Below are 22,874 nucleotides of genomic sequence, written 5' to 3'. Positions count from 1 at the left end.
TGCTGTTATTTTTATATATTTACTTACTAAATAACAACTAACCTACTATGAAAGCAATCTTTAAATTATTACTACTAGTTCTTTTTGTTACAATAGGGTGCACTAAAAAAACAACAGAAAAAGAAGTTGTTACAAAACCTCAAGAAGATACGTATGTTAAAGATAACTATACAAAAAAAGAAGTGAAAATTACCATGAGAGATGGTACAAAACTACATACTACCATATACTCACCTAAAAATACAACTCAAAAATACCCTATTCTGTTTCAACGTACTCCTTATAGTTGTAGACCTTATGGAGAAGATAAGTTTAGAACCAAAATTGGACCAAACTTAAACTTAATGAAAGAAGGAAATATTATTGTATATCAAGATGTTCGTGGACGCTGGATGAGTGAAGGTATTTATGATAATATGCGTGCTTTTATTCCTAATAAAACTGAAAAACAATCGGATGAAACTACAGATACTTATGACACGATTGATTGGTTAGTAAAGAATGTAGATAACAATAACGGAAAAGTAGGTACTTGGGGAATCTCTTATCCTGGTCATTATTCAACAGTTTCAACTATTAATGCGCATCCTGCTTTAAAAGCTGCTTCACCACAAGCTTGTATCGGTGACTTTTTCTTTGATGATTTTCACCACAACGGTGCCTTCTTATTAAGTTATTTTAAAGCCATCTCTTTATTTGGAACCTATAAAGATCAACCAACTGATTCTGCTTGGTATTCATTTCCTAATATGAAAACCCAAGATCAATACCAATTTTTCTTAGACAAAGGCCCTTTAAAAAATTTAAACGAATATTTTCAATATGAGAAATTAGATGTTAAAACAACTGAAAACAAAAATCGTATTGATGATTTTTTCTGGAAAGAAATTGTAGAGCACCCAAATTACGACTCAATATGGCAAAGCAAAGGAATTATTCAACATTTAAATAAAGTACCTTCAACTGTAGCAACCATGGTTGTTGGGGGCTGGTTTGATGCAGAAGATTTATATGGTCCTTTAGAAACCTATAAAGGAATAGAAAAAAATCAACCTAACAATTATAACACACTTGTTTTTGGTCCTTGGGATCATGGAGGATGGTCAAGAAACATAGTACCTAATAAAGTAGGTAACTATTATTTTGGGGATTCAATTTCATTAAAATTCCAAAAAGAAGTAGAAACAAAGTTTTTTAATCATTTCTTAAAAGGAGATGGCTCAAAAAACTCAGGATTACCAGAAGCTTATGTCTTTGATACAGGAAAAAAAACATGGAAATCATATGATGTTTGGCCTCCGAAAAATGCACAAAAAGAAACTTTTTTCTTATCTGAAAATCAAGAACTAACAACTTCTAAAAAAGGAAACTCTAAAATCAATTTTATTAGTGACATTAAACGTCCTGTACCGTATTCAGAAGATATAAAAACTGTTTTTACTCCTCGTAAATACATGACTGATGATCAAAGATTTGCAGCTAGAAGACCTGATGTTCTAGTATTTGAAACTGATGTTTTAAATGAAGACTTTACGCTTTCTGGTGATATATTAGCCAAATTAAATGTTGCTACTACTGGAACAGCAGCTGATTGGATTGTAAAAGTTATAGATGTTCATCCTTCTGATTTAAAGAATGATAATAAGGAAATGCAAACACATTTAAAGTTAAGTAACTATCACCTTATGGTACGTAGTGAAATTATGCGTGGACGTTTTAGAAACAGTTTTGCTAAACCTGAGCCTTTTACTCCTAACAAAAAAACTGCAGTAAATATTAAATTGCAAGATGTATTTCATACATTCAAGAAAGGACATAAACTTCAAATTCAGGTGCAAAGTACATGGTTTCCTTTAATCGATTTAAATCCTCAAACCTATGTAGATAATATTTACAAAGCGGATAAAAAAGATTTTAAAACACAAACACATTCTGTATTTACAGATTCTAGTATAGAATTTTCTGTTCTAAAATAATAGCACTAAAAATGAAAAAACTAATTTTATTATTAACTATAGCGTTAACTATAAACAGTAACGCTCAAGAGAAAGCAAAACCTGTATTTAAAAACGGAGAAGCTCAAATTGTTAAAGCTTTTAGTTCTCCGGATAAATGGTTGCGTCATGACTTATGGGTAGAAACAGAGTTTGATACTGATGGTGATGGAAAACTAGACAGAATGCATGTAGCTGTAACAAGGCCACATCAAACAGAAAAGCAAGGATTAAAACTACCTGTAATCTATGTTTCTAGTCCGTATTTCGCTGGAGTTGCTCCAGAAGTAGATGGTGCTTTTTGGAATGTAAAACACGAGCTTGGTGAAAAAACAGAAAGGCCTGTACATCCAGAAGTAGTTAGAAGAGGAAAAAGACCAATTATTTCTAATTCACATATTAGAAAATGGGTTCCAAGAGGATACATTGTAGTACATTCATCTTCACCTGGAACAGGTTTATCACAAGGTGCTCCTACTGTTGGTGGAGATAACGAATCTTTAGCTCCGAAAGCCGTTATAGATTGGTTATGTGGAAGAATAAAAGGATACACTACTCCTTATGGTAATGAAACAGTAACAGCGTTTTGGTCAACAGGAAAAGTTGGTATGACAGGAACTTCTTATAATGGAACAATACCATTAGCAGCAGCTACAACTGGTGTTAAGGGCTTAGAAGCCATTATACCAATTGCTCCAAACACTTCTTATTATCACTATTACAGATCTAACGGTTTAGTTCGTTCTCCTGGAGGTTATTTAGGAGAAGACATTGATGTTTTATATGACTTTATTCATAGTGGTGATGAAGCTAAAAGACCTTATAACAATAAAACAGTTAGAGATACTGAAATGCTAAATAACATGGATAGAGTAACTGGAGATTATAATGATTTTTGGGCTGGTCGTGATTATTTAAATGATATGAAACCTATGAAGGCTGCTTTATTAATGTCGCATGGTTTTAACGACTGGAATGTAATGCCTGAGCATAGTTATAGAATTTATAAAAGAGCAAAAGAGATGGGGATTCCTGCTCAAATTTTCTATCATCAAAATGGTCATGGAGGTCCACCTCCAATTAAAATGATGAACAGATGGTTTACACGTTATTTACATGGAATAAAAAACGATGTTGAAAATGATAAAAGAGCTTGGATTGTTAGAGAAAATGATAAAAGAACTGAACCTACAGCTTATAATGAATATCCTAATCCTGAAGCTAAAGAAGTTGTTTTTCACTTAGGTAAAGACGGTTCAAAAACAGGAAAATTAAAATTAAAAAAGAACTCAAAAAAAATAAGAGAAACTTTAACTGATGATTATAATTTTTCAGGTAAACAATTAGCCAAAGCATCTGAATCAAAAAATAGATTATTATATGTTACTCCTATTTTAAAAGAAGACATTCATATTTCTGGGGTTCCTAGTATTAAGGTAAAAATTGCAAGTAGTAAACCTGCTGCAAATTTATCTATATGGTTGGTATCTTTACCTTGGAACGATACAAACAATGCTAAAATAACAGATAATATTATTACGCGTGGTTGGGCAGATATACAAAACCATAAGTCATTAAGAAAAAGTAATCCATTAAAACCAGGGAAGTTTTATGAAATGACTTTTGATTTACAACCAGATGATCAAATCATAAAAAAAGGACAACAAATAGGACTGATGATTTTTTCTAGTGATAGTCAATTTACATTATTACCTAAACCTGGTACAGAACTAACTGTAGATTTAAAAGATACTAAACTAACATTACCAATTATTGGTGGAACAAAACAAATTAAGAAGAGCTACTAAACTTAGTATCTCATATTTTTATAAACAAACTCGTAATCTAACAAATTACGAGTTTTTTATTTCCATCCCTTTTCAATTATGCTTTAATCCTAAATCTTCTTGAAATTTTTACCAAAAAGAACTCTTCTCTTACTATTTAGTACTTAATAGCTTTCTTATAAAATATAAGTGTACTTTTGCAGTATTAGAACGCTATATGACATTTAAACAATTAGGGCTAGAAGCTCCATTATTAAAAGCACTTGAAAAACAAGGCTATACAAATCCAACACCTATTCAAGAACAAGCAATACCTATTTTATTAAAAGGTACTGATTTACTTGGTGTAGCTCAAACTGGAACTGGAAAAACAGCTGCTTTTGGAATACCAATAATAAACACTCTATCTAAAGAGGTATCCAAACCTCAAGGGAAAAGAAAAATAAAAGCTTTAGTTGTTGCTCCTACTAGAGAATTAGCAATTCAAATAGGGGAAAGCTTTACTGCTTATAGTGAATTTACTAATCTTAGAAATACTGTTATTTTTGGAGGAGTAAAACCTGCTCAACAAATAAAAACCTTACGTAATGGCGTTGACATTTTAGTTGCTACCCCAGGACGTTTGTTAGATTTAATGGATCTTGGACATATTACATTTCGTGATCTTAAACATGTTGTTTTAGATGAAGCTGACCAAATGCTTGATATGGGCTTTATACATGATATTAAAAAAATCATAGCTAAGTTACCCCCTAAACGACAATCTCTTTTCTTTTCAGCTACCATGCCACAAACTATTGCTGAATTGTCTAAAAAAATGCTAGGCAAGTTTGAACGTGTTACTATTAAACCTCAACAAGCTACTGCCGAAAAAGTTGAACAAGGTGTCTATTTTGTTAGTAAAAAGAATAAACCTAAGTTATTAATTCATTTATTAAATGAAAAACCTAATGAATCAGTTTTAGTATTTTCTAGAACTAAACATGGTGCTAATAAAGTAGTAACTAAACTTGGACAAGCAGGTATTAAATCGGCTGCTATTCATGGAAACAAATCACAAATGGCGCGTCAAAAAGCTTTAAAAGCTTTTAAGGATGGTTCTTTAAAGGTTTTAATAGCTACAGATATTGCTGCTCGTGGTATTGATGTTGATGATTTATCTTTAGTAATCAATTACGATCTACCTAATGTACCTGAAACTTATGTACATCGAATTGGTAGAACAGGTAGAGCAAATGCCAGTGGTGTTTCATTATCTTTTTGTATGACAGAAGAACGACCATACTTAAAAGATATAGAAAAACTAATAAAACAAAAAGTTCCAAGACTTGGTGAGCATCCTTTTATGGAAGAAGATGATCATGTTGAAGAAATGCCTGTTAAGAAACCTTCAAAACAACGATCAAAAAACAGCACTAAGCCTCGTGGTAATGAAAGTGGGAATCGTACTAATTCTTCAAGAAATAGAAACAGGAATCGTAATAGAAACAGGAATAGAAACAATCCTAATAAAAAAGAGTAATTATTATAATCATTAACACTTTCTATTTAATTCTGTATTTTAACTAAATTTTCATGGATATATCGAAAAAAATTGTTGGTCAAAAGATTCAGAAAATTATTTACAGTGAAGTTAACAATCATAAAGGTGAATTTTATTTTGACGGGTTTGATACTTTTGACTTTGCAATTAATATCCAAATGCAAAATGATTTTTGGTGGCATTTAGCATGGAAGGATGATGATTTTTTTGAATTTGGGAAAGGTTTATATCAAAAAAACTCACATTTAAGTTTAGATATAATTAAATCATGGGAAGCAAATAATAGATGGATTGATGTTTTAAATTCGTCTATTATAAATTTTAAAATATCTCATATAGATAAAGCCAAGCTTATACCTTCTTTAATTGAGATATCTTTTGAAAATGGAAAAAAAATAAAAATCTTAATTGTTGAAGAATTGAATGCTGACAATTCAATTCCTTTTGGCTTAAAATATGACTTTAGTGGCAGAATTTATGTTATCCATAATTTAGATATACTAAAGGAAATAGAAGTATAATTTATAAATACTTCAAAAAATCACTTCTATCTATTTCATAGGCACCCAAACTAGCCAAATGCTCATTGTATACTTGGCAGTCTATTAACTTGTATCCTAAGTTTTTTGCTAGATGAATAAAAGCTACTTTACTCATATTACTTACTTTACTAAACATACTTTCTCCACAGAAAACACCATTCCCTAAATCTACTCCATACAAACCACCAACTAGCTTGTTTTTATTTTGAGAAGTATCAAAATGCCATACTTCAATAGACTTTGCATACCCTTTCTTATGTAATTCAATGTAAGCTTGCTCCATATCATCAGTAATCCAACTTCCATATTGATCATGCCTATCAATATATTTACAATTAAATACAACCTCTGCAAATACTTTGTTTTCTGTAATAGTAAAATCTTTTTTACGAAGAATCTGCTTCATTGATTTAGATACTTTTACGTCTTCTGGAAATAGTACCATTCTTTCTTGAGGAGCATACCAAACAATAGGTTCACCTTCATTAAACCAAGGAAAGATTCCTTTTTTATAAGCGTATATTAATCGTTCAACAGATAAATCACCCCCAAAAGCTAATACACCATCTTCATTTGCTACTTCATACGGAGGAAAATTTATTTCTTCACCAATCCAAATCATTATTTAAACATCTTAAATTTCACCGCTAAAATACAACTAAACCTATTAAATACACTAAACTTCCTACTACCATAGCAATTAATGTATAAGGTAAAATTTCTTTTGCTTTTAACTTTGTAATTCCTAATAGAGGTAATGCCCAAAAAGGCTGTAACATATTGGTTATTTGATCTCCATAGGCTAACGCCATAATAGCTTTAGGTAATGGAACACCTAACTTCAAAGCACTTTCAACTACAATAGGCCCTTGTACAACCCATTGCCCGCCTCCACTTGGAACAAAAACATTTACTATACCTGCGCTAAAAAAAGTAAAAATTGGTAACGTAGTAGTTGTGGAAATTGACACAAAAAAGTCAGAAATTAAAGTAACCATCCCTGTACTTTTCATTATTCCCATAATACCAAAATAAAGAGGAAACTGAATCAGAATACCAGACACATCACTTATTGATTCAGTTACTGCACTTGTGAATTTTTTAAAACTTCCATGTAATACTATCCCTAAACCTAACATAAAAAAATTGATTAGGTTAGGTGTGATTTTCAAACTCTTAATATCTTCAAAATAACGATAAAAAAAAGTTATCAAAATTAGTATACCAAAGGCATAAGCTAATAACGATGAACTATCTAATTTTTCGGCTTGGGTAGTTCCCTTATCTTCTTTACCCATTCCGTATTCTGGTAAATTTATTTTAGTAGGCGTTGCTCTTTTTCCTAAAAAATAAAAAGTTGTAGTTACAGCAATTACCACCATAAAAAAGATGACTAAGTTCCACCAACTAAATACTGTTTGTGAATAATCAATAAGATTTGGTATTTGTACTAATATTTCATCTGAAGAAATAGACTTCATTATACTTTTTATATGCCCATTCTCGTTTATTTTTATGGGCGCAGATCCAGAAATACCTCCGTGCCAAACCATCAATCCAACATAACCTGCTGCTCCAATAATTGGATAATTTAATTTGAAATTATTTTTTTGTGCATGCTCTGCAACTTTTCTAGCTAATAAAGCACCAAAAATTAACCCTAATCCCCAATTAAAAAAAGCGATAAACATTGTAGAACAACTTACTATAGCAGCACTCGTAGCAGTATTAGTACAATATTTTGTTACTTTTAAAATTAAATTGCTTATTGGTGTGCTTAAAACCAACACATGACCTAACACTAAAATTAACATCATTTGATATGCAAAAACCAATAAACCGTTAGTCCAAATACCTTTTTCCCAAAAACGCACTATGTTTAGTGAATATTCAAAAGTAGATGTGCTAATTGGTTTGGTAAGTATTAATGCTAAAAAGATAGTTATTAACGTTAATAAAATTGCTATCGTAAATGGAGATGGCAAATACTTTTTAAACACATTTTCAATAACCTGAGTAACTTTCATAAAACTACGTTTGTTTTGCTAAAATAAACAAATAGTGTAAATCAAAAATTAACTAGCTTTGCAGCATGGTAAAAGAACTACAGTTACGTGTTAATTTAATAGAAGAAAGAAAAGAAGATATTCTAAAAAAGAAAGCTTCTAGAAAATTAAGAATCCCAATTACAGATATTACAGCTGTAAAAGTTCTGCGTAAATCTATTGATGCACGTAAAAAAGAAACTATTTTCAATTATAAAGTAGCTGTATATATAAATGAGTCTATTCCTGATACTCCAGATTATATTTTTGAATACAAAGATGTTTCTAATGCAAAAGAAGTGCATATAGTAGGATTTGGACCAGCTGGAATGTATGCTGCTCTCCGCTGTATTGAATTAGGCTATAAACCAATAGTTTTAGAACGTGGTAAAAATGTGCAAGACCGTCGTAGAGATTTACGTGCTATTAATCAATTTCATGAAGTAAATGAAGATTCCAATTATTGCTTTGGTGAAGGTGGGGCTGGTACTTATTCCGATGGAAAACTATATACGCGTAGTTTAAAACGTGGTGATGTTCGTAGAATTTTTGAAAACCTAGTTTATCACGGGGCTACTGAAGAAATTTTAATTGATGCACATCCTCATATTGGGACTAATAAATTACCTAAAATAATTCAAAATATTCGTGAAAACATTTTAAAATATGGTGGTGAAATTCATTTTGAAACAAGAGTTACTGATTTTATTATAAAAAACAATAAATTAAAAGCTATACAATTACAAAATGGTACTGAGATGGCCGTTAATTCTGTAATTTTAGCTACAGGTCACTCTGCTAGAGACATTTATGAATTGCTTCATAAAAAAGATATTTTATTAAAGGCAAAATCTTTTGCAATGGGAGTTCGGGTGGAACACCCACAAGAAATAATTGATCAAATTCAATATAGTTGTACTGGACAAAGAGATGAATTATTGCCAGCTGCTGCTTATAGTTTAGTACATCAAGTAGGAAGCCGTGGAGTATACTCATTTTGTATGTGCCCAGGTGGATTTATTGTTCCTGCAGCTACTGCTAATGGCGAGGTTGTTGTGAATGGAATGTCTCCTTCACGCAGAAATAACAAATTTGCTAACTCAGGTATTGTAGTTGAAATAAATATTGACAAAGACTTACCTAAATACGAAAAGTATGGAGTTTTAAAAGGGCTTCAGTATCAAAAAGATTTAGAAAAATTAGCTTTTAATGCTGGTGGCAGAAGCCAAGTTGCGCCAGCACAACGATTAACCGATTTTGTAGAAGGTAGATTATCTTCCTCTTTAAACGAAACTTCATATCAACCAGGAATAAACTCATCTCCAATGCATTCTCTACTTCCTAAATTAATTGGAGGAAAGTTACGTAAAGGATTTGCCGCTTTTGGTAAAAAAATGCATGGATACTATACAGCAGAAGCAAATATTATTGGAGTTGAATCACGTACCTCATCTCCTGTTAATATACCTCGAAAAGAAAACTTAGAGCATCCAGAAATTGAAGGCTTATTTCCTTGTGGTGAAGGCGGTGGATATGCTGGTGGAATTATTTCTGCAGCTATGGATGGAGAGCGATGTGCTGAAGCTGCAATAGCACGTTTATAATTAACAATATTTCTTTGATTTATCTCTAATTACCTTGTACTTTTGCAACTTATAAAAACTGAGTTCGTTATTTACGTCATGAGCCAAAAAAAGAATAAAAAGAAAATAGATAAACCACATTATAAACGATTACATAATTATTATAATCGTACTGGTTTTTATATGTTTATTTGGGAAAGTTTAAAAAAAGCTTTTTTCCCTATAGTTGGAGTAGTTATTGCTTTAATATTATTTAATAAATATGTTTATAATATTAATGATGGTTTACAAACCATGACTGAAACTTTTTCTAGAGTCGCTATATTAATTACTTTTTTTATATCTGAAACAATTTTAGGGTTAATTCCTCCTGAAATTTTTATTGCTTGGTCTAAAAAGACTTCAAGTCCTGTTTTAAATCTATCTATTTTAGCAGTATTATCATACTCTGGTGGATTAGCCGCCTACTTTATAGGAAGAGCTTCTTTAAAGATTGATTCTGTAAGAAATTATTTAGAAGTAAAAATGGCTAAAAACCTTAAAAACACTAGTAAATGGGGAGGTTTTTTAATTTTAGTCGGAGCCTTATTACCATTACCTTTTGCTATTAGTTGTTTAACTGCTGGTATGATTAAATACCCTTTTAAAAATGTAGTAATTGTTGGTTTATTTCGTTTTTTACGTTTTGCAATTTACGCTTGGGCTATTTTTAGCATGGTTAATTAATAAAAAATATAAATACTTTATGGGTGGATTATCTAACAATGACGTTTTTAAAAAATTACGTGTAGCACATAAGTTGCGTGATACTGATATCATTGAAATTTGTGCTTTGGTTGATTTTAAAGTTTCTAAAGGAGAATTAGGTGCTTTATTTAGAGCTGAAGACCATCCTAAATATATGGAATGTGGTGATCAAATACTACGAAACTTTTTAAATGGACTTATCATACATCTAAGAGGTCCAATGCCTCCAAAAAAGAAATAACTATTTTTATAAAAATAAAACCTTCTAGAAGTACTCTAGAAGGTTTGTTTTCCCCTTAAAATTCCTCTCTCAGATTAGTAACTGAGTGATGATACTACAAAGGTAAATATGTTTTTTTATTTTAAAAACGTATTTCTCGTTAAAAAAAATGTAATTTTTAGAGATTTTGTTTAATTCATTAACAAATAATTACGTTCCCCTTATACTTTTCTTAATTTCTTTAACAAAATCAGTGATTTTGGCTAAAAACAGCTTAGTTAAGCTATACCCTAAAAGTAAAAAAGGGACTGTAAAACAGCCCCCTTTTCTATATAAATAATTAAGAATATTTATTTTATAATTAACTTACGTTGTAATCTTTTACCTTCAACTCTTAATTCATACACATAAACTCCACTTTGCAGTTTATGACCTTGTGCAACACCATTCCAATTTATAGTGTGCATTCTATTTCCTGTAACTTTTCTTGCTACAAAAGTATGAAGTTTTTGACCTAACATATTGTATAAACTAAGATCCACAAATACTTCCTTAGGGGTACTAAAGCTAATTTGCGTATGTTCGTTCATTGGGTTTGGTCTGTTTTGAGATAATGTTAATGTGTAATTCTTACTTAACTCAACCTCTTTTGATTTTACGGTAAAGCTATAAGGACTATTCATGGTACCTATTGTTTTATTTGAAAAGAACATTTCTGTATTCTCTAAATCTAAAACGCTATTTCCATCGTATAACTTAAACTGAATATTTTCATCACTATTACTTCCAATACCGATATAATAATGGTATTTTCCGTTAATAAATTCAGCTTTAGAAGCCCCTCTTAATTCATTATCAACTAATGCTAAAATAGTATACGCTTTATTTGTATCTAAATCAGCAGTTTCAAGTACTCCATTGATATACATAAAATCAGCAAACTGATTAAGATCAATTGACAAATCTAACTCCTTATATGAAGGTGTTTCTTCTAACTCACTTGATGAATTTGATAAAGCATTATTAACTTTAGTATTCTTAGCTACAGATCTTGCAACTGCATTCTTAATAATTCCAGAATAATTAATTGCTCCTGCATTTTGAGATTTAAAAACATATCCTAATCCTGGTGTTAAATGCGTTAAACTACCACGCCAACCTCCAGAAGTTGTATATTCTGCAAATAAACCTCTTCGCTCTATTTTATCACCCTCACTTACTTTTGTTGATGTAAATGATCGTAAAGCATAACTAGTACGTTCCAAATTATTTGGATAGAAAGGAAGAGCATTGGATACTTTTCCTCCAATAATAGTTATGTTCGTATTTAGATCTACTGGCACACCTACAATCTCTATATATTTAACCGCATCTGTTACTACTTTTACTAGATAAGCTTTTGATACATCGATTACAGTTAAGTTTCCTTTAAAATTACCATTGGTTCCAACTGTTGCTTTTTGAGTTGGATTAGTAATATCTAATATTTCAGATCCATTAGGCAAGCCTTTTATCGCTGAAAGTGCTAAAGTGTTAGACGTTTTACTATCTTTAAGATTAAAACTTAATTCTTGAAATCCTCTTACAACTGGTATTCTTCTTTTTACTTTTTTACCTACCGTAAAAGCTACTGGAGCTGCATTTGTTCCTTTACTTGTATTAAAAGCAAAACTATAATTCTCAATAATACCTTCATATTCGGTACATTCAGAAGCGTCCCAAATTTTAAAAGTTAACGCACTAGTTTCATCTGCATTTCCAAATACTGTTAAATTTACTATTCCATTACTAGCTACTCTAGCATAACCTCTTGGTGTATTTCCAATATAAGCAGTAACTGCATCATTAATATCTAGAGATTTCTGACCATCTATCAATAAATTTCCTTTAAAATCCATTGAGAATGGGTAGTCATTTTTAAAACTTTGAGAAACTACAGGCTCTGGACATGTAACAACAACCTCTACTCTAAAACTCTCTACACCAAGCTTTACACCTGTTTCTTTATTACTTGTTTTAATGTAAATGTTTGCACTGTGAACTCCAGGGTTTAAAAAGCTTTTGGTTTCAAATACTAAACTACTATTGGTTTCTCTAGCGTTGATAGTATTTACAGCTCCTTTTGCTCCATTAGCTCCAGCCTTAACCTCAAACCAAACTGGTAAATTTTCAAAAGTATACGCTACATCTACACCTCCATCTTTATTAATTAAATCTACATAATCAATCGTTTTAGCTTCTCCTTGATTTTGTGAAATAGAAATGTTATTATGACTCCATTTTAATTTACTTCTATCAATAATAAAACTCCAAGAAGCCTTATCTACTTTGTTTCCTAATGGATCTTCTAGCTTTTTATCTTTCACAAAAACAGTTAATCTAGCACCTTCCACAAATTCTAAATCTGAAATTTTCATATTAAAATTAATAATCGTGTTATTTTCAGACATCGTGGTTGTAAACTGAACATCATCTACCGTTTTTGTTTGATCTAAAGGTGCAGCATTTTCATTAGTAACAAACTCAATACTATTTGCTGTTGTTCCTGAAGCATTTCCAGTAAAATCTTGAATCGCTTCATTTGGTTTTCCATTAATACCTTGTTTAGCTAATGTATTATTATTGAATACAAAATACGCTTCTAAAGTATCTTCATTACCTAATAATTGATTTTTCATTTTACTTGCTAACTGTGCTGGTGTTCTTAAGGACCTCCATAAACGAATTTCATCTAAAGAACCAACAAAAGCATCATTATTAACCACTGGTGCAATTACAATAGGATCTTCATTAGTTTTCAATACCGTTGATATTTTTCCAGATCCTACAGGATTACCATTAAAATAAATAGTAACATTACCGTTAACTTTATCAGCAACTACAGCTACATGTGTCCAAATAAATGATTGTAATCCAACAGATGATTTCACCCCGTTTCCTAAATCTATTTTACCATCTGATGCTAATAAAACCGCATAATTATTACCTTTTTGTAAAATTGGCACACTACCAGAAGTTGGGTATTTCGATGGATTCACCCACATTTCAATGGTTGCTTTTTCTTCTAAATTGAATTTAATATTATGCGGTATCGTAATCTTATCTTGAACATTATCTAATTTCACAGACGTTAATGGCTTAGGAATTCCTCCTAAAATACCACGCATTGCTAATGAATTTAAATTTACTGTAGCTGGATTAATAGGCGCTGAAAATTTAGCCGAAATAGTTCCAGTAGTATGTATCCCACCATTATCTGGAGTTGTTAACACTAATTTAGGTGCATTTCTTGCTATTTTTCCTTTTACAAATGGAGTTGGGTTTTTACGGTTATTAGGATTATCAGATCCTCCATCTCCACACACAGGTACAATTCTAAAATTATATTCTCCATTTGTTAAACCAGAAACATCAGCACTATATTCAACAAAATCACTATCCTTTTTTAAATTTTTCTTTAAAGTTTTTAAAGTTAATTTCTTCAAAATCCTTGGCATGTTATTGCCTTTAATAGTATACTCTATATCTACTGAGAAATCATCAGTATCAGGTTTGTCTTTTAATTCTGGTATTCTAAATTTAAAATCTAGCTTTTTTTGATCAGAACCATTTACTACCCAGTCATTTTGAGGTGCATCTGACGTAATAGTTTCAATACAAGCACCTGTAAAGTGTGCAGTAACTAATATTTCTGACAAAGGTTTTACACCTACTTCATTATATTCATCTACTCCATAAGAACGGTAACGATCTCCTGTTTGTTCACATTCAGAATACATCTGAATTTTTATATCCTTATAAGAAATTACCGAAGGTGCATCGGTTCCTCTTGCAATACGTAATTGCGCTTTAATTTCTTGTTGTACCCCAGTTGGTGAACTAGGATCTAAACCAAACACAAACTTTGAAGAGGTTGTTGGCTCAAAAATAGGTGACTCATTTAAGTTTACCACAGCTCCTAATGAATTTGAAGCCCCCGCCATTCCTACGATATAGGTTTTTCTAGTAGCATCTTTTGCTATTTGTGTATTACGTAACGTTAAGTTATACAATATCGATTCATCACCAGTACCATAACCTACTACTTTATCAACAATCAACTCAACTCCTTCTCTAGGTACAGTTCCTGATTCAAACGGACACGAACTTCTACCTCCATTGGTTAAAAACATTGGAGTATCATATTGCGGGTCTCTTCTTATAGACACATCAAATTGATCTCCTGCATCATCGTCGTTAAAAGTAAAACTATCGATTCTACTATTTTCTTTATCTGTAGATTCAGAGTCTGTCCTAGTACTACGTATTGACGACTGATTAACCCATTTTACAGTTCCAATTTCTACATCGAAAGAAGAACCAAGAGAAGCTCCACCTCCATTAGAGTCTCCTTTATTTATGTTTTTAGCTCTAGTTAACGTATAACTAACAGATGTTAAAGCATCAAAAGTAATTCGTCTATCTAAAACAGCTGGGTTTAGACCTACTCCATTCTGTCCTGGAGTATTTCCATTCGTTAAATTTTCCGTAGTAGAACTGAATCCCGGAGCATTTTTAAAAGAATTCGAAGTAAGCTTCTCATGATTATTTTTTATAATCTTCTCCCAACCCTTAATTTCATTGAGATACTTTGTAATTTCCTTGTCGTTATTGTCCGCTGGATTATTCTTCAACAGCTCCTCTAGTGTTCCTTTTAAATCTAAATGATTTCTATCTTTAGGAGGAGAAACAACATTATTATTCTTATCTGACTTTGCAATTGCCAATCGATATAAATTAGGAATTACATTATCTCCCAAGCTTTGCTTTGTATAAGCAAAAGGGACAAAACCTGTTGGCTTTGCAACTTTACCAGAACTTTTCACCACTGGAGTACAACCATTCATTTCAAGTACTTTCCCTGTTCCAAAAGAAACTATTCTAGACAAACCAATAAATACATCTGCATCTTCCCCTACATAAGTTGGATCTGATGGCGTAGAAATTTCTTTATCTAAAACTACTGTTGTTTCATTACCATTATGTGTTATATGTTCAAACTCTCCATTAATATCTACTGTATGCTCTGAATTCGCATTAAAAACACGTACACCTGTAGCCGTAATAGTAGCTGCTCCAACACCTGTTACAACACCTGCTAAGAATTCTGTTTCTATTTCTTCAACTCCACCAATTGAATTATCAATATTAAGATTAACTGTTTCATCAGTAGACATTGAAACCGTATAACTAGCTCCTTTTCCTAAGGTTGCAAAACTGTTGTCTCCTGGTGGATCATGTAATACATATCCCACTTGAGGATTTATCAACGTAAAATCAGAATTCTCTTGACTGGCACCTGTAATGATTACTTTTTGAGTAAATGAAGCATTTCTATCATTAAGTTTAGCAGATATTAAAAAGTTTCTTGTATGATCACCTACATAATTAGGTTGAGAAGTTTTCGCAAAAAAGTTTTTAATACTAGCACGTTTATTAATAACTAAGTTTTTATTTGAAAAAAGAGCATCTCCTCCTAAAGTAACTATTGCATCTTCCACTAAGCATTTATTAGCACCATAGCTCTCAAAAACTTTAACTACCATTTTAAATGGATCGCTACTCTTCAAAATATACTTTCCGTCACAACTTGGTTCTATTTTATCTCCTACATATTTTTCAGCCAATTTAGGTGTTAAAGCTACTCCTGCCACATCTTTAACTTTATACATTTCAAGTTCGATTTGAAGCTCATTTCTATATTGAAAGTCATATACTACATTACCACGTCGCAAATCGATTACCGGACTTAGTAATTTCCTATTTGACCCTTCATTCGTAATCTCAACTCTATACCTCCCAGGTACCAAATCATTTACAGTAAAAATAGTATTATCACTATTAAAGTTAGCATTACTAATTGTTTTTTCAAATCTAGGATGCTCTACATCTGTACGTATAACTTTACCTATCCATGCACCCACATTATTGTTACATGGAACTACAATGGTACCAATAAAACTATGCCTAGTTATATTCTCAAAATTCACATTTTGTAAAGGTTCCTCTATTACTACCTCATAACTATTTCCTTTGGGGTTTAATCTTGTATTCGTTGCTTTATAAGCATAAACTACTTCTCTCGAATATTGTTTAATATTGTTATTATCAAAACGACAATTACCTTTTAATTGTAAATAGTTATTATTCTCATTTTTTTCAACCATATTAACAGCTCTAGTACTGTATTTTTGATTAAAAGTGTAAGATAATTCTAATAAGTTAGCATCATTATTTATTATTTTAGCATCTTTAACCTTTGCTATATCTGATTGAGAAAGTGCTCCCTTTCGATACTCTAACAAATCTAATTTCGCTCTAGAAAAGTTAACATTTTTACCTTGTTTGGTATCTTTCCCTAAAATTACTACATCATTCGTGTTAAAAGAATTTAATGCCGTTGTTTTCTTAGTTGTATCTAAAAATAAACTTAATGTATTCGACTCACTATCAAAAGTTATCGCCCAAAAAACAAATTGACCTTTTAAGCTACTTTTTATTGTTTCAGATAACTTTTCTTGCTCCTGAATATAAATTTTTAAAACATTGTTGTTCACTAATTTTAAACTTAAGTCTCCCCAATCTAGAATAGTTTGAATGGCAGGTATTTCGTCTTTATTCCCTAGTTTTACATGAGGATTTACAAATCCTGACCAAGTAAAACTTTTTCCTTCATTAGTCACAAAACTTTTTGACTCTGCATATCCAGTTTTTCCGTCAAAACCTAAGCTCCCTTCATTTAAACGATCTTCATTTTTTAAATTTGGTCTAGGATTAGGCGTAATGATATGTTTTCCAGGAGCAGCTTTGATAGCATAGGTACCTGTATTATCTGTAGTAACTTTAGCGTCTTCATTACTTTGAATTGGCTTCCCATCTATGAATAATGAAGTTCCTTGAATTACAGGAAACTTATTTTCACCTCCTAAATTATATTCTATAACTCCCGTAATAGGTAAACTTGAAACATCTGTGAAGTTTACATTGGTTACTTCTGCTCCATTTAATCTCCTAGGTACTCCTACCTGTTTTGTTTTTGGTAAAAACTCAAATCGAGGTTTTGTAGGTTCAATGGTATATTCAAATTTATTATCATTATTAGTTATTCCCTGAACCCCTGTACTTAATGATGTAAATTCATAATTACCTGTTTCATTGGTAAAAGTAGCATAGCTTATTTTAGGTTGCTCATTCGCAGTTAAATGTTTTAAAACACCTTTACTTTCAGCAATGTATTCTCCCTTTTTCCTTGAAGAAAAATTATATGCTTTATGAGGATCATTAAAGTCAAAACGGTAATAGGCAAATAAATTAGTTTCATTACCTCCTACAATATGCTTTGCATAATTCGCTACCTCTACTGATGTTTTTGCTACATTCCAAAAACGTACCTCATCTAAATAATATCCTGTCTTAGTAACTGCACTTAAGCAAAAAGAATTTGTTCCTCTTAAATCAATATTGAACAAATTTGAAGTGCTAGCATTTTCTATTAAATTTCCATCTTCAAATAACTTTCCACCCTTTGATCCAAAAGTAAACACATAATGATGCCATTGCGTATCAGAAGTTCTTATTCCTTTTACATATTCTTTACCAGCCAACTTTACAACAATAGTATTCTTAGCCATTTCTAACTCGGCATTTCCTATTTTTAGAATTTTGTTAGTTTCTGTACCTATTACTCGTGTTTTATACCAAAACTCAAAAGTGGCTTGATTTTTATCATTTCTAAAAGCTTCTATATTTCTAATAAAAATAGGTATTGCATCTTTTTCTATATGTAAAGCTCCTCCTGGATTTACAGTTGCTTTCGCTTCTACTTTTGCAAACTTTGTTGCTACCTTAGAAGAGGTTTCAATGGTTCCGTTTACCTTACCATTTGGTAACACAAAACCATCATCTTTACCTACTAAGGCATCTGCACCTTGTTTTTTTGCTTGAATGGTATACTCATATAGCTCATTAGGTAATACTCCTCTGTCGACATATATTATTTCATCTGAGGGCTGCTTACTACTTACATTACGCTCTGTATGAATTACCGTACTGGTTGTACCTGCACGAATATTCCTCCTTAGCACTTGGTATTCATCCATATCTTTTGCATGTAACCAACTTACAACAACCCCATTCGCACCAGACAATAAGGTATGACTACTACCATCTCCATCACTTGCCTTCACAATAATTTTATCCAGGCTTAAAATAGGATGTTTAAGTTTTGAGCTAACTGTAGCTATTCCAGTATTTTTATATGCACTTACAAAAGAGGCTTCTTTTACCAAATTATCATTTGGAAAATGTTCATATAATAAATTCTTCCAAGAAGTGGTTACCATCACTTTTCCTCCAAAAACATCTTCATTAGAAACTATATCGTTTGTATACAATGTTTGTAATCCATTGTTTTTTAACTCCGATAATCTATTCTTACTCTCTTGGTAAAAACTTCGGTATTGTTCTAATTGAATTTGTTCTTTACTCTTTTTTGCTGACCAAGCCCTGTATTCCGCTAGAAACAAGTCTGTTTTTGCATCACTTATCAGGTACAAATCTTCAATATCGAAATTAGAGTTTTGTATAAATAATTTTTCTTGACCATCTATATAACCTCTAACTTCATTCACATTAGCATCAAAGGTAATTGCAAAATGATGCCAGCTATTTTTAAACAACTGTTCGTTCAACAACAAACTGCTTTTTATTTCTTTACCTCCTATTGATAAAGACACTTCATTTGAAGAAACATCTAAAGAAAATTTAGCATTTCCACCTTCAAAGTTAGTTACTCCCCAATAAACAGGCGCACCATTTGTACTTCCCGCTGTATTGTGCTTTGCCCAAAACTCAACTGTTGCTTGTTTGTTACTTCCTGCTTGTAATAACTCTTTTATATTGGTTTGAGGTGTAAATATTCGTTCATATTTCCCATGACTTTGTACATGCAATACAGATAACTCACTATCTTGTGCTTGCAATAATCCTAAAGGACTCAATAAAACTACTAACAATAACCTAAGTAGTTTATGTCTTTTATTTATTTTTATTTTTTGCATTCTATAATATGTTTAAAAAGCGTTATTCATTTTTTGTAAATAAAAAATAAATTTATCCGCTAATTTTGATTTTTCATTATCTACTACAGCTCCATTTCCATCAAAAATAGAAGTCAGCTTTAATTCTCCATTTTCATTTACTATCGATAAGCTTGGTTCATTTACTGGAGATAAATACACTAAATCTTCGTTTAGAATACCATCTTTTCTTGGCCCTGCATAATTAACTTCCCACATGAAATTAGCCTGCTTTGTTTTATCCATTTTAGCAAAACTGAAATTACCAGGTTCATTATACTTTAAAAAAAAGCCCTTATTTTTTAAGGAACTAATAAAAACTACACCATCTTTATTTTTAACTTGCTGAATAATTAGCGCTTGTAAATACCCCGTATTTAAATCAAACTTAACTCCATGAGGTTGTATAAGTGTTGCTTTATTAGTAACTGTGTTATGCTGTAAAGCTATAAGACCTCCTGCTGTAAGTTGTTTATTCATAAATCGATATAAGGTAATATCATCCTGTGCTTTTACTACGAATCCAAGTAATAAAAACAGCATTGTTATACTAATTTTTTTCATTTACTGTTGGTTTTTATTTACAGTTGGTTTTGCTTGTAGTTCGTTTATTAATTGTTGTTGCTGTATTGTATACAGGGTTAATTCTTCTACCTTTTCTACCAATTTCAAGGTAAGCTCTTTTAAATCCATCCCTTCTTTTACCACTTCTTTCTCAGATTTCATATTTGGTAAATGTTGGTGTTTTTTAATAAAAGATGCTACTGCTTCTAAAGGCATTAATTCATAATTATCGGCAAATACATAATCTGGGAAGGATCCAACTCTTAAGGTAACTTTATTCGCTACAATATCTTCTGCTGCAATATTTTTAGACTTTATATTATTCGTTGAAATATCATTTTTTGTTACAAGCTTGGTACTAATAGTTACATCATCTTTTCCTGCTGATAAAACCTCTCTTTTTTCATTACCATACAACACCTTGAATTTATCAACTACTGAATTGTTGTTAATATCAACATTTACCACAAATCCTTCCTCATTTCTTGATTCAAAGTTTCTCGAAAGTAATTGAGTTTTACTTATTCCTACATCTAATATTTTGGTCCCAGCGGTACCATATAAAACTTTAAACGTATCAACATTTGGATCATTACTATTTCTATCTATATGAGCAATGAATGAAGCAAAACTTTTTGAAGTAAAACTACCTATATTAAAATCTACAGAACCAGATGTTACTTTATATCCATTTTTAAAATCAACTTCTTGACCAAATTTGGCTGCTTTGTTAAAAAAAGGAATTCCATCGAAATGTGCAGTACCCTTAAAAATAGTTGGAGCTTCAAAAAAAGTGCGTATTTTATGGCTTATATTATCAGGTGTAAAACTAGCCATTACTGAATTTCTAGCTAGTAAACTTATACCTTCATTTCCTCCTGCACTATCTGTATCTGAACTTATATTGATAGATCTCTGACTACCTATTACATATTGAGCATTAATTGTTGTTAAACTGGTGGCTAAAAAGGCACCTAGTACTAAAATTGATTTTTTCATTTTGTATTACTTTTGTTTGTTCCAATTTTTGTTTCTAAATCATCTATTAACTTTTGTTGTTCTATGGTATACAAGGTTAACTCTTCTACTTTTTCTACTAATTTTAATGTAAGTTCTTTTAAATCCATCCCTTCTTTTACCACTTCTTTCTCAGATTTCATATTTGGTAAATGCTGGTATTTTTTAATAAAGGATGCTACTTCTTGTAAAGGCATTAAGTCATAGTCATTGGCAAATACATAATCTGCGAAAGACCCCACTCTTAAGGTAACTTTATTTGCTATTATATCTCCTGTTGTTACTGAATATGAAGAAAAAGGTAACTGAGATTCAACTTTATTTTTATCTACCACCAATAATTTCTTTGTGCCTTCTTTGGCTGAAAAACCTTTAGAGAAATTTGTTGTTCCGCTCAAATTTGTTGTTCCGCTCAAATTTGTTGTTCCTTTAAAAGATACAAGATTTGAAAAATCAGCTCCTTTAAAAGCTACAGTACCATTATCAAAATTTGCATTACCCGTAAAATTTGTATTACCCGTAAAATTAGCTTCATCACTAAAATTAGCTTTACCACTAAAGTTAGAAGCTGAAAGAACTGTTAATCCCCCTACTACACTTAAACTGCTATAAAATTTCGCATTGTTTTTAACCTCTAAACTTCCCGCTAGTTTCATTTTATTACGAAACCATGTAAATTCAGGTAAAAATGCAGCATATTGTGTACGACCAATAACAAAACTATGACCTTCTACACGATCAAAGAAACCTCCATTAGTATCTGCTTTATAGACTATTGCATTTCCATTCGAAATAACTTTTTCCCTAAAAAAATTGAGTATTGGTTCCTTAAAATCTTGTGCATTTAACTTAAAATTACTAGTTGACAATAGTAATAGTCCTATAAATATTATTTTTTTCATTCTTATATATTTTTATATTATTATTTATGTATTTGTTTTTAGACTTTAACATTTCTTACTTTAAATATTTTATATGTCTACTTAATTTATTTAAGGATCAAAAAAAGAGGATTTGCTCATTTTGATTTTTAATTTTCGTATCATAAAATGATACATAGAAATCTTCATTTTATCTTATTTAATTAAAAGTGATTATTTTTTATGCCTGTATTTTTTACTATTAGAGTTCAATCAATTGTTTCGATAAAAAACAGGAGACCTTCTGCTTCTTTACACATAAGTATAGAAGGATCAATACTTCCTTTTTCCAATTCAATAGAATCAGATTTCATGAAATACTATTTCAATAAGTTTTTTTGAATTTCACACAAACAGTGATGACTATTTGATAATCATATGCGAAGTATACCGATACAAATTCCATATCGTCCTAACATATTTGGTGATTGTAATTGTTTACAAATGGTATTAGAAACAGGACTAATACAAAGTAATAAAATGTGCTTTAAGTAATTCATTTTTCGAGGGATTGTTTAATAGTAAGACAGCAAAACTCCTACTTACCCCACTGTAAAACAAGACCATAAAGTCCTAAAATCTGAATACGAGACCTTGTAAAAAACAACATTTCTGTAACAAAGTCCTAATTCAGTTTTTAGGACTCACTCCTCTAATAGCATTCCCTAGCATTTTAAATATTTATACTAATTTTTAGGATAAAAAAAAGAAAATTAACTTGTTTAAAATTAATTTACAAACTAGTTACATTTACATCCCTAATTAGTAACTTTCATTCTAATTAGTGTTAAAAGTT

General features: G+C 31.0%; 13 protein-coding genes. 7 read left to right on the top strand and 6 right to left on the bottom strand.

Annotation, left to right across the window (positions count from 1 at the left end):
* Positions 1-47: 47 nt before the first annotated feature.
* From BLV71_RS10445 to BLV71_RS10430, 4 genes are all read left to right on the top strand, one after another.
* Positions 48-1,976 carry a CocE/NonD family hydrolase gene (locus tag BLV71_RS10445; protein WP_093870495.1) on the top strand — a complete coding sequence of 643 codons (1,929 nt, stop codon included), beginning with the start codon at positions 48-50 and terminating at the stop codon, positions 1,974-1,976.
* 11 nt (positions 1,977-1,987) lie between these two features.
* Positions 1,988-3,802: a Xaa-Pro dipeptidyl-peptidase gene (locus BLV71_RS10440; protein ID WP_093870494.1), complete on the top strand. Its 1,815-nt coding sequence runs from the start codon at positions 1,988-1,990 to the stop codon at positions 3,800-3,802.
* A gap of 196 nt (positions 3,803-3,998) precedes the next feature.
* Entirely contained in the window at positions 3,999-5,303 is a 1,305-nt protein-coding gene (locus BLV71_RS10435) for a DEAD/DEAH box helicase (RefSeq protein WP_093870493.1), read from the top strand.
* Between the two features lie 53 nt (positions 5,304-5,356).
* On the top strand, positions 5,357-5,845 hold the full coding sequence (locus BLV71_RS10430) for a hypothetical protein (RefSeq protein ID WP_093870492.1): 489 nt from the start codon (positions 5,357-5,359) through the stop codon (positions 5,843-5,845).
* Between the two features lies 1 nt (position 5,846).
* On the opposite strand, the gene aat is transcribed toward BLV71_RS10430, so the two are convergent.
* Positions 5,847-6,488, bottom strand: a complete 642-nt coding sequence (aat, locus tag BLV71_RS10425; RefSeq protein ID WP_093870491.1) for a leucyl/phenylalanyl-tRNA--protein transferase — start codon at positions 6,486-6,488, stop codon at positions 5,847-5,849.
* 25 nt (positions 6,489-6,513) lie between these two features.
* Positions 6,514-7,893 carry a short-chain fatty acid transporter gene (locus BLV71_RS10420; protein ID WP_093870490.1) on the bottom strand — a complete coding sequence of 460 codons (1,380 nt, stop codon included), beginning with the start codon at positions 7,891-7,893 and terminating at the stop codon, positions 6,514-6,516.
* 65 nt (positions 7,894-7,958) lie between these two features.
* Here BLV71_RS10420 and BLV71_RS10415 point away from each other — a divergent pair, with 65 nt between their 5' ends.
* From BLV71_RS10415 to BLV71_RS10405, 3 genes are all read left to right on the top strand, one after another.
* On the top strand, positions 7,959-9,515 hold the full coding sequence (locus BLV71_RS10415; protein WP_093870489.1) for an NAD(P)/FAD-dependent oxidoreductase: 1,557 nt from the start codon (positions 7,959-7,961) through the stop codon (positions 9,513-9,515).
* Positions 9,516-9,593: 78 nt separating this feature from the next.
* Positions 9,594-10,220 carry a YqaA family protein gene (locus tag BLV71_RS10410; protein ID WP_093870488.1) on the top strand — a complete coding sequence of 209 codons (627 nt, stop codon included), beginning with the start codon at positions 9,594-9,596 and terminating at the stop codon, positions 10,218-10,220.
* A 19-nt stretch (positions 10,221-10,239) separates the two neighbouring features.
* Positions 10,240-10,482 (top strand): DUF1456 family protein, encoded by a 243-nt coding sequence (locus BLV71_RS10405; protein ID WP_093870487.1) that lies wholly within the window; start codon positions 10,240-10,242, stop codon positions 10,480-10,482.
* A gap of 329 nt (positions 10,483-10,811) precedes the next feature.
* Here the strand turns inward: BLV71_RS10405 and BLV71_RS10400 are convergent, their stop codons facing one another.
* Genes BLV71_RS10400 through BLV71_RS10385 form a run of 4 tightly spaced genes read right to left on the bottom strand, consistent with a single transcriptional unit; the run spans position 10,812 to position 22,060 of the window.
* Positions 10,812-19,559, bottom strand: coding sequence for a LamG-like jellyroll fold domain-containing protein (locus BLV71_RS10400; RefSeq protein ID WP_093870486.1), 8,748 nt, complete (start codon positions 19,557-19,559; stop codon positions 10,812-10,814).
* Positions 19,560-19,571: 12 nt separating this feature from the next.
* On the bottom strand, positions 19,572-20,141 hold the full coding sequence (locus tag BLV71_RS10395) for a hypothetical protein (RefSeq protein ID WP_093870485.1): 570 nt from the start codon (positions 20,139-20,141) through the stop codon (positions 19,572-19,574).
* Positions 20,142-21,140 (bottom strand): hypothetical protein, encoded by a 999-nt coding sequence (locus tag BLV71_RS10390; protein WP_093870484.1) that lies wholly within the window; start codon positions 21,138-21,140, stop codon positions 20,142-20,144.
* Positions 21,137-22,060, bottom strand: a complete 924-nt coding sequence (locus tag BLV71_RS10385) for a pentapeptide repeat-containing protein (protein ID WP_143032777.1) — start codon at positions 22,058-22,060, stop codon at positions 21,137-21,139. The genes BLV71_RS10390 and BLV71_RS10385 overlap by 4 nt, the downstream gene beginning before the upstream one ends.
* Positions 22,061-22,874: the final 814 nt, after the last annotated feature.

This window comes from Tenacibaculum sp. MAR_2010_89 (assembly GCF_900105985.1).
GTDB classification, from domain to species: Bacteria; Bacteroidota; Bacteroidia; order Flavobacteriales; family Flavobacteriaceae; genus Polaribacter; species Polaribacter halocynthiae.
This window is presented reverse-complemented; position numbering and strand designations above follow the sequence as displayed.

What these genes read in the sequence shown, in the direction of transcription:
- BLV71_RS10415 (WP_093870489.1), top strand. Translation starts at nt 7,959, where the DNA reads ATGGTAAAAGAACTACAGTTACGTGTTAATTTAATAGAAGAAAGAAAA.
- BLV71_RS10435 (WP_093870493.1), top strand. Translation starts at nt 3,999, where the DNA reads ATGACATTTAAACAATTAGGGCTAGAAGCTCCATTATTAAAAGCACTT.
- BLV71_RS10385 (WP_143032777.1), bottom strand. Translation starts at nt 22,060, where the DNA reads ATGAAAAAAATAATATTTATAGGACTATTACTATTGTCAACTAGTAAT.
- BLV71_RS10405 (WP_093870487.1), top strand. Translation starts at nt 10,240, where the DNA reads ATGGGTGGATTATCTAACAATGACGTTTTTAAAAAATTACGTGTAGCA.
- aat (WP_093870491.1), bottom strand. Translation starts at nt 6,488, where the DNA reads ATGATTTGGATTGGTGAAGAAATAAATTTTCCTCCGTATGAAGTAGCA.
- BLV71_RS10420 (WP_093870490.1), bottom strand. Translation starts at nt 7,893, where the DNA reads ATGAAAGTTACTCAGGTTATTGAAAATGTGTTTAAAAAGTATTTGCCA.
- BLV71_RS10440 (WP_093870494.1), top strand. Translation starts at nt 1,988, where the DNA reads ATGAAAAAACTAATTTTATTATTAACTATAGCGTTAACTATAAACAGT.
- BLV71_RS10430 (WP_093870492.1), top strand. Translation starts at nt 5,357, where the DNA reads ATGGATATATCGAAAAAAATTGTTGGTCAAAAGATTCAGAAAATTATT.
- BLV71_RS10410 (WP_093870488.1), top strand. Translation starts at nt 9,594, where the DNA reads ATGAGCCAAAAAAAGAATAAAAAGAAAATAGATAAACCACATTATAAA.
- BLV71_RS10400 (WP_093870486.1), bottom strand. Translation starts at nt 19,559, where the DNA reads ATGCAAAAAATAAAAATAAATAAAAGACATAAACTACTTAGGTTATTG.
- BLV71_RS10445 (WP_093870495.1), top strand. Translation starts at nt 48, where the DNA reads ATGAAAGCAATCTTTAAATTATTACTACTAGTTCTTTTTGTTACAATA.
- BLV71_RS10395 (WP_093870485.1), bottom strand. Translation starts at nt 20,141, where the DNA reads ATGAAAAAAATTAGTATAACAATGCTGTTTTTATTACTTGGATTCGTA.
- BLV71_RS10390 (WP_093870484.1), bottom strand. Translation starts at nt 21,140, where the DNA reads ATGAAAAAATCAATTTTAGTACTAGGTGCCTTTTTAGCCACCAGTTTA.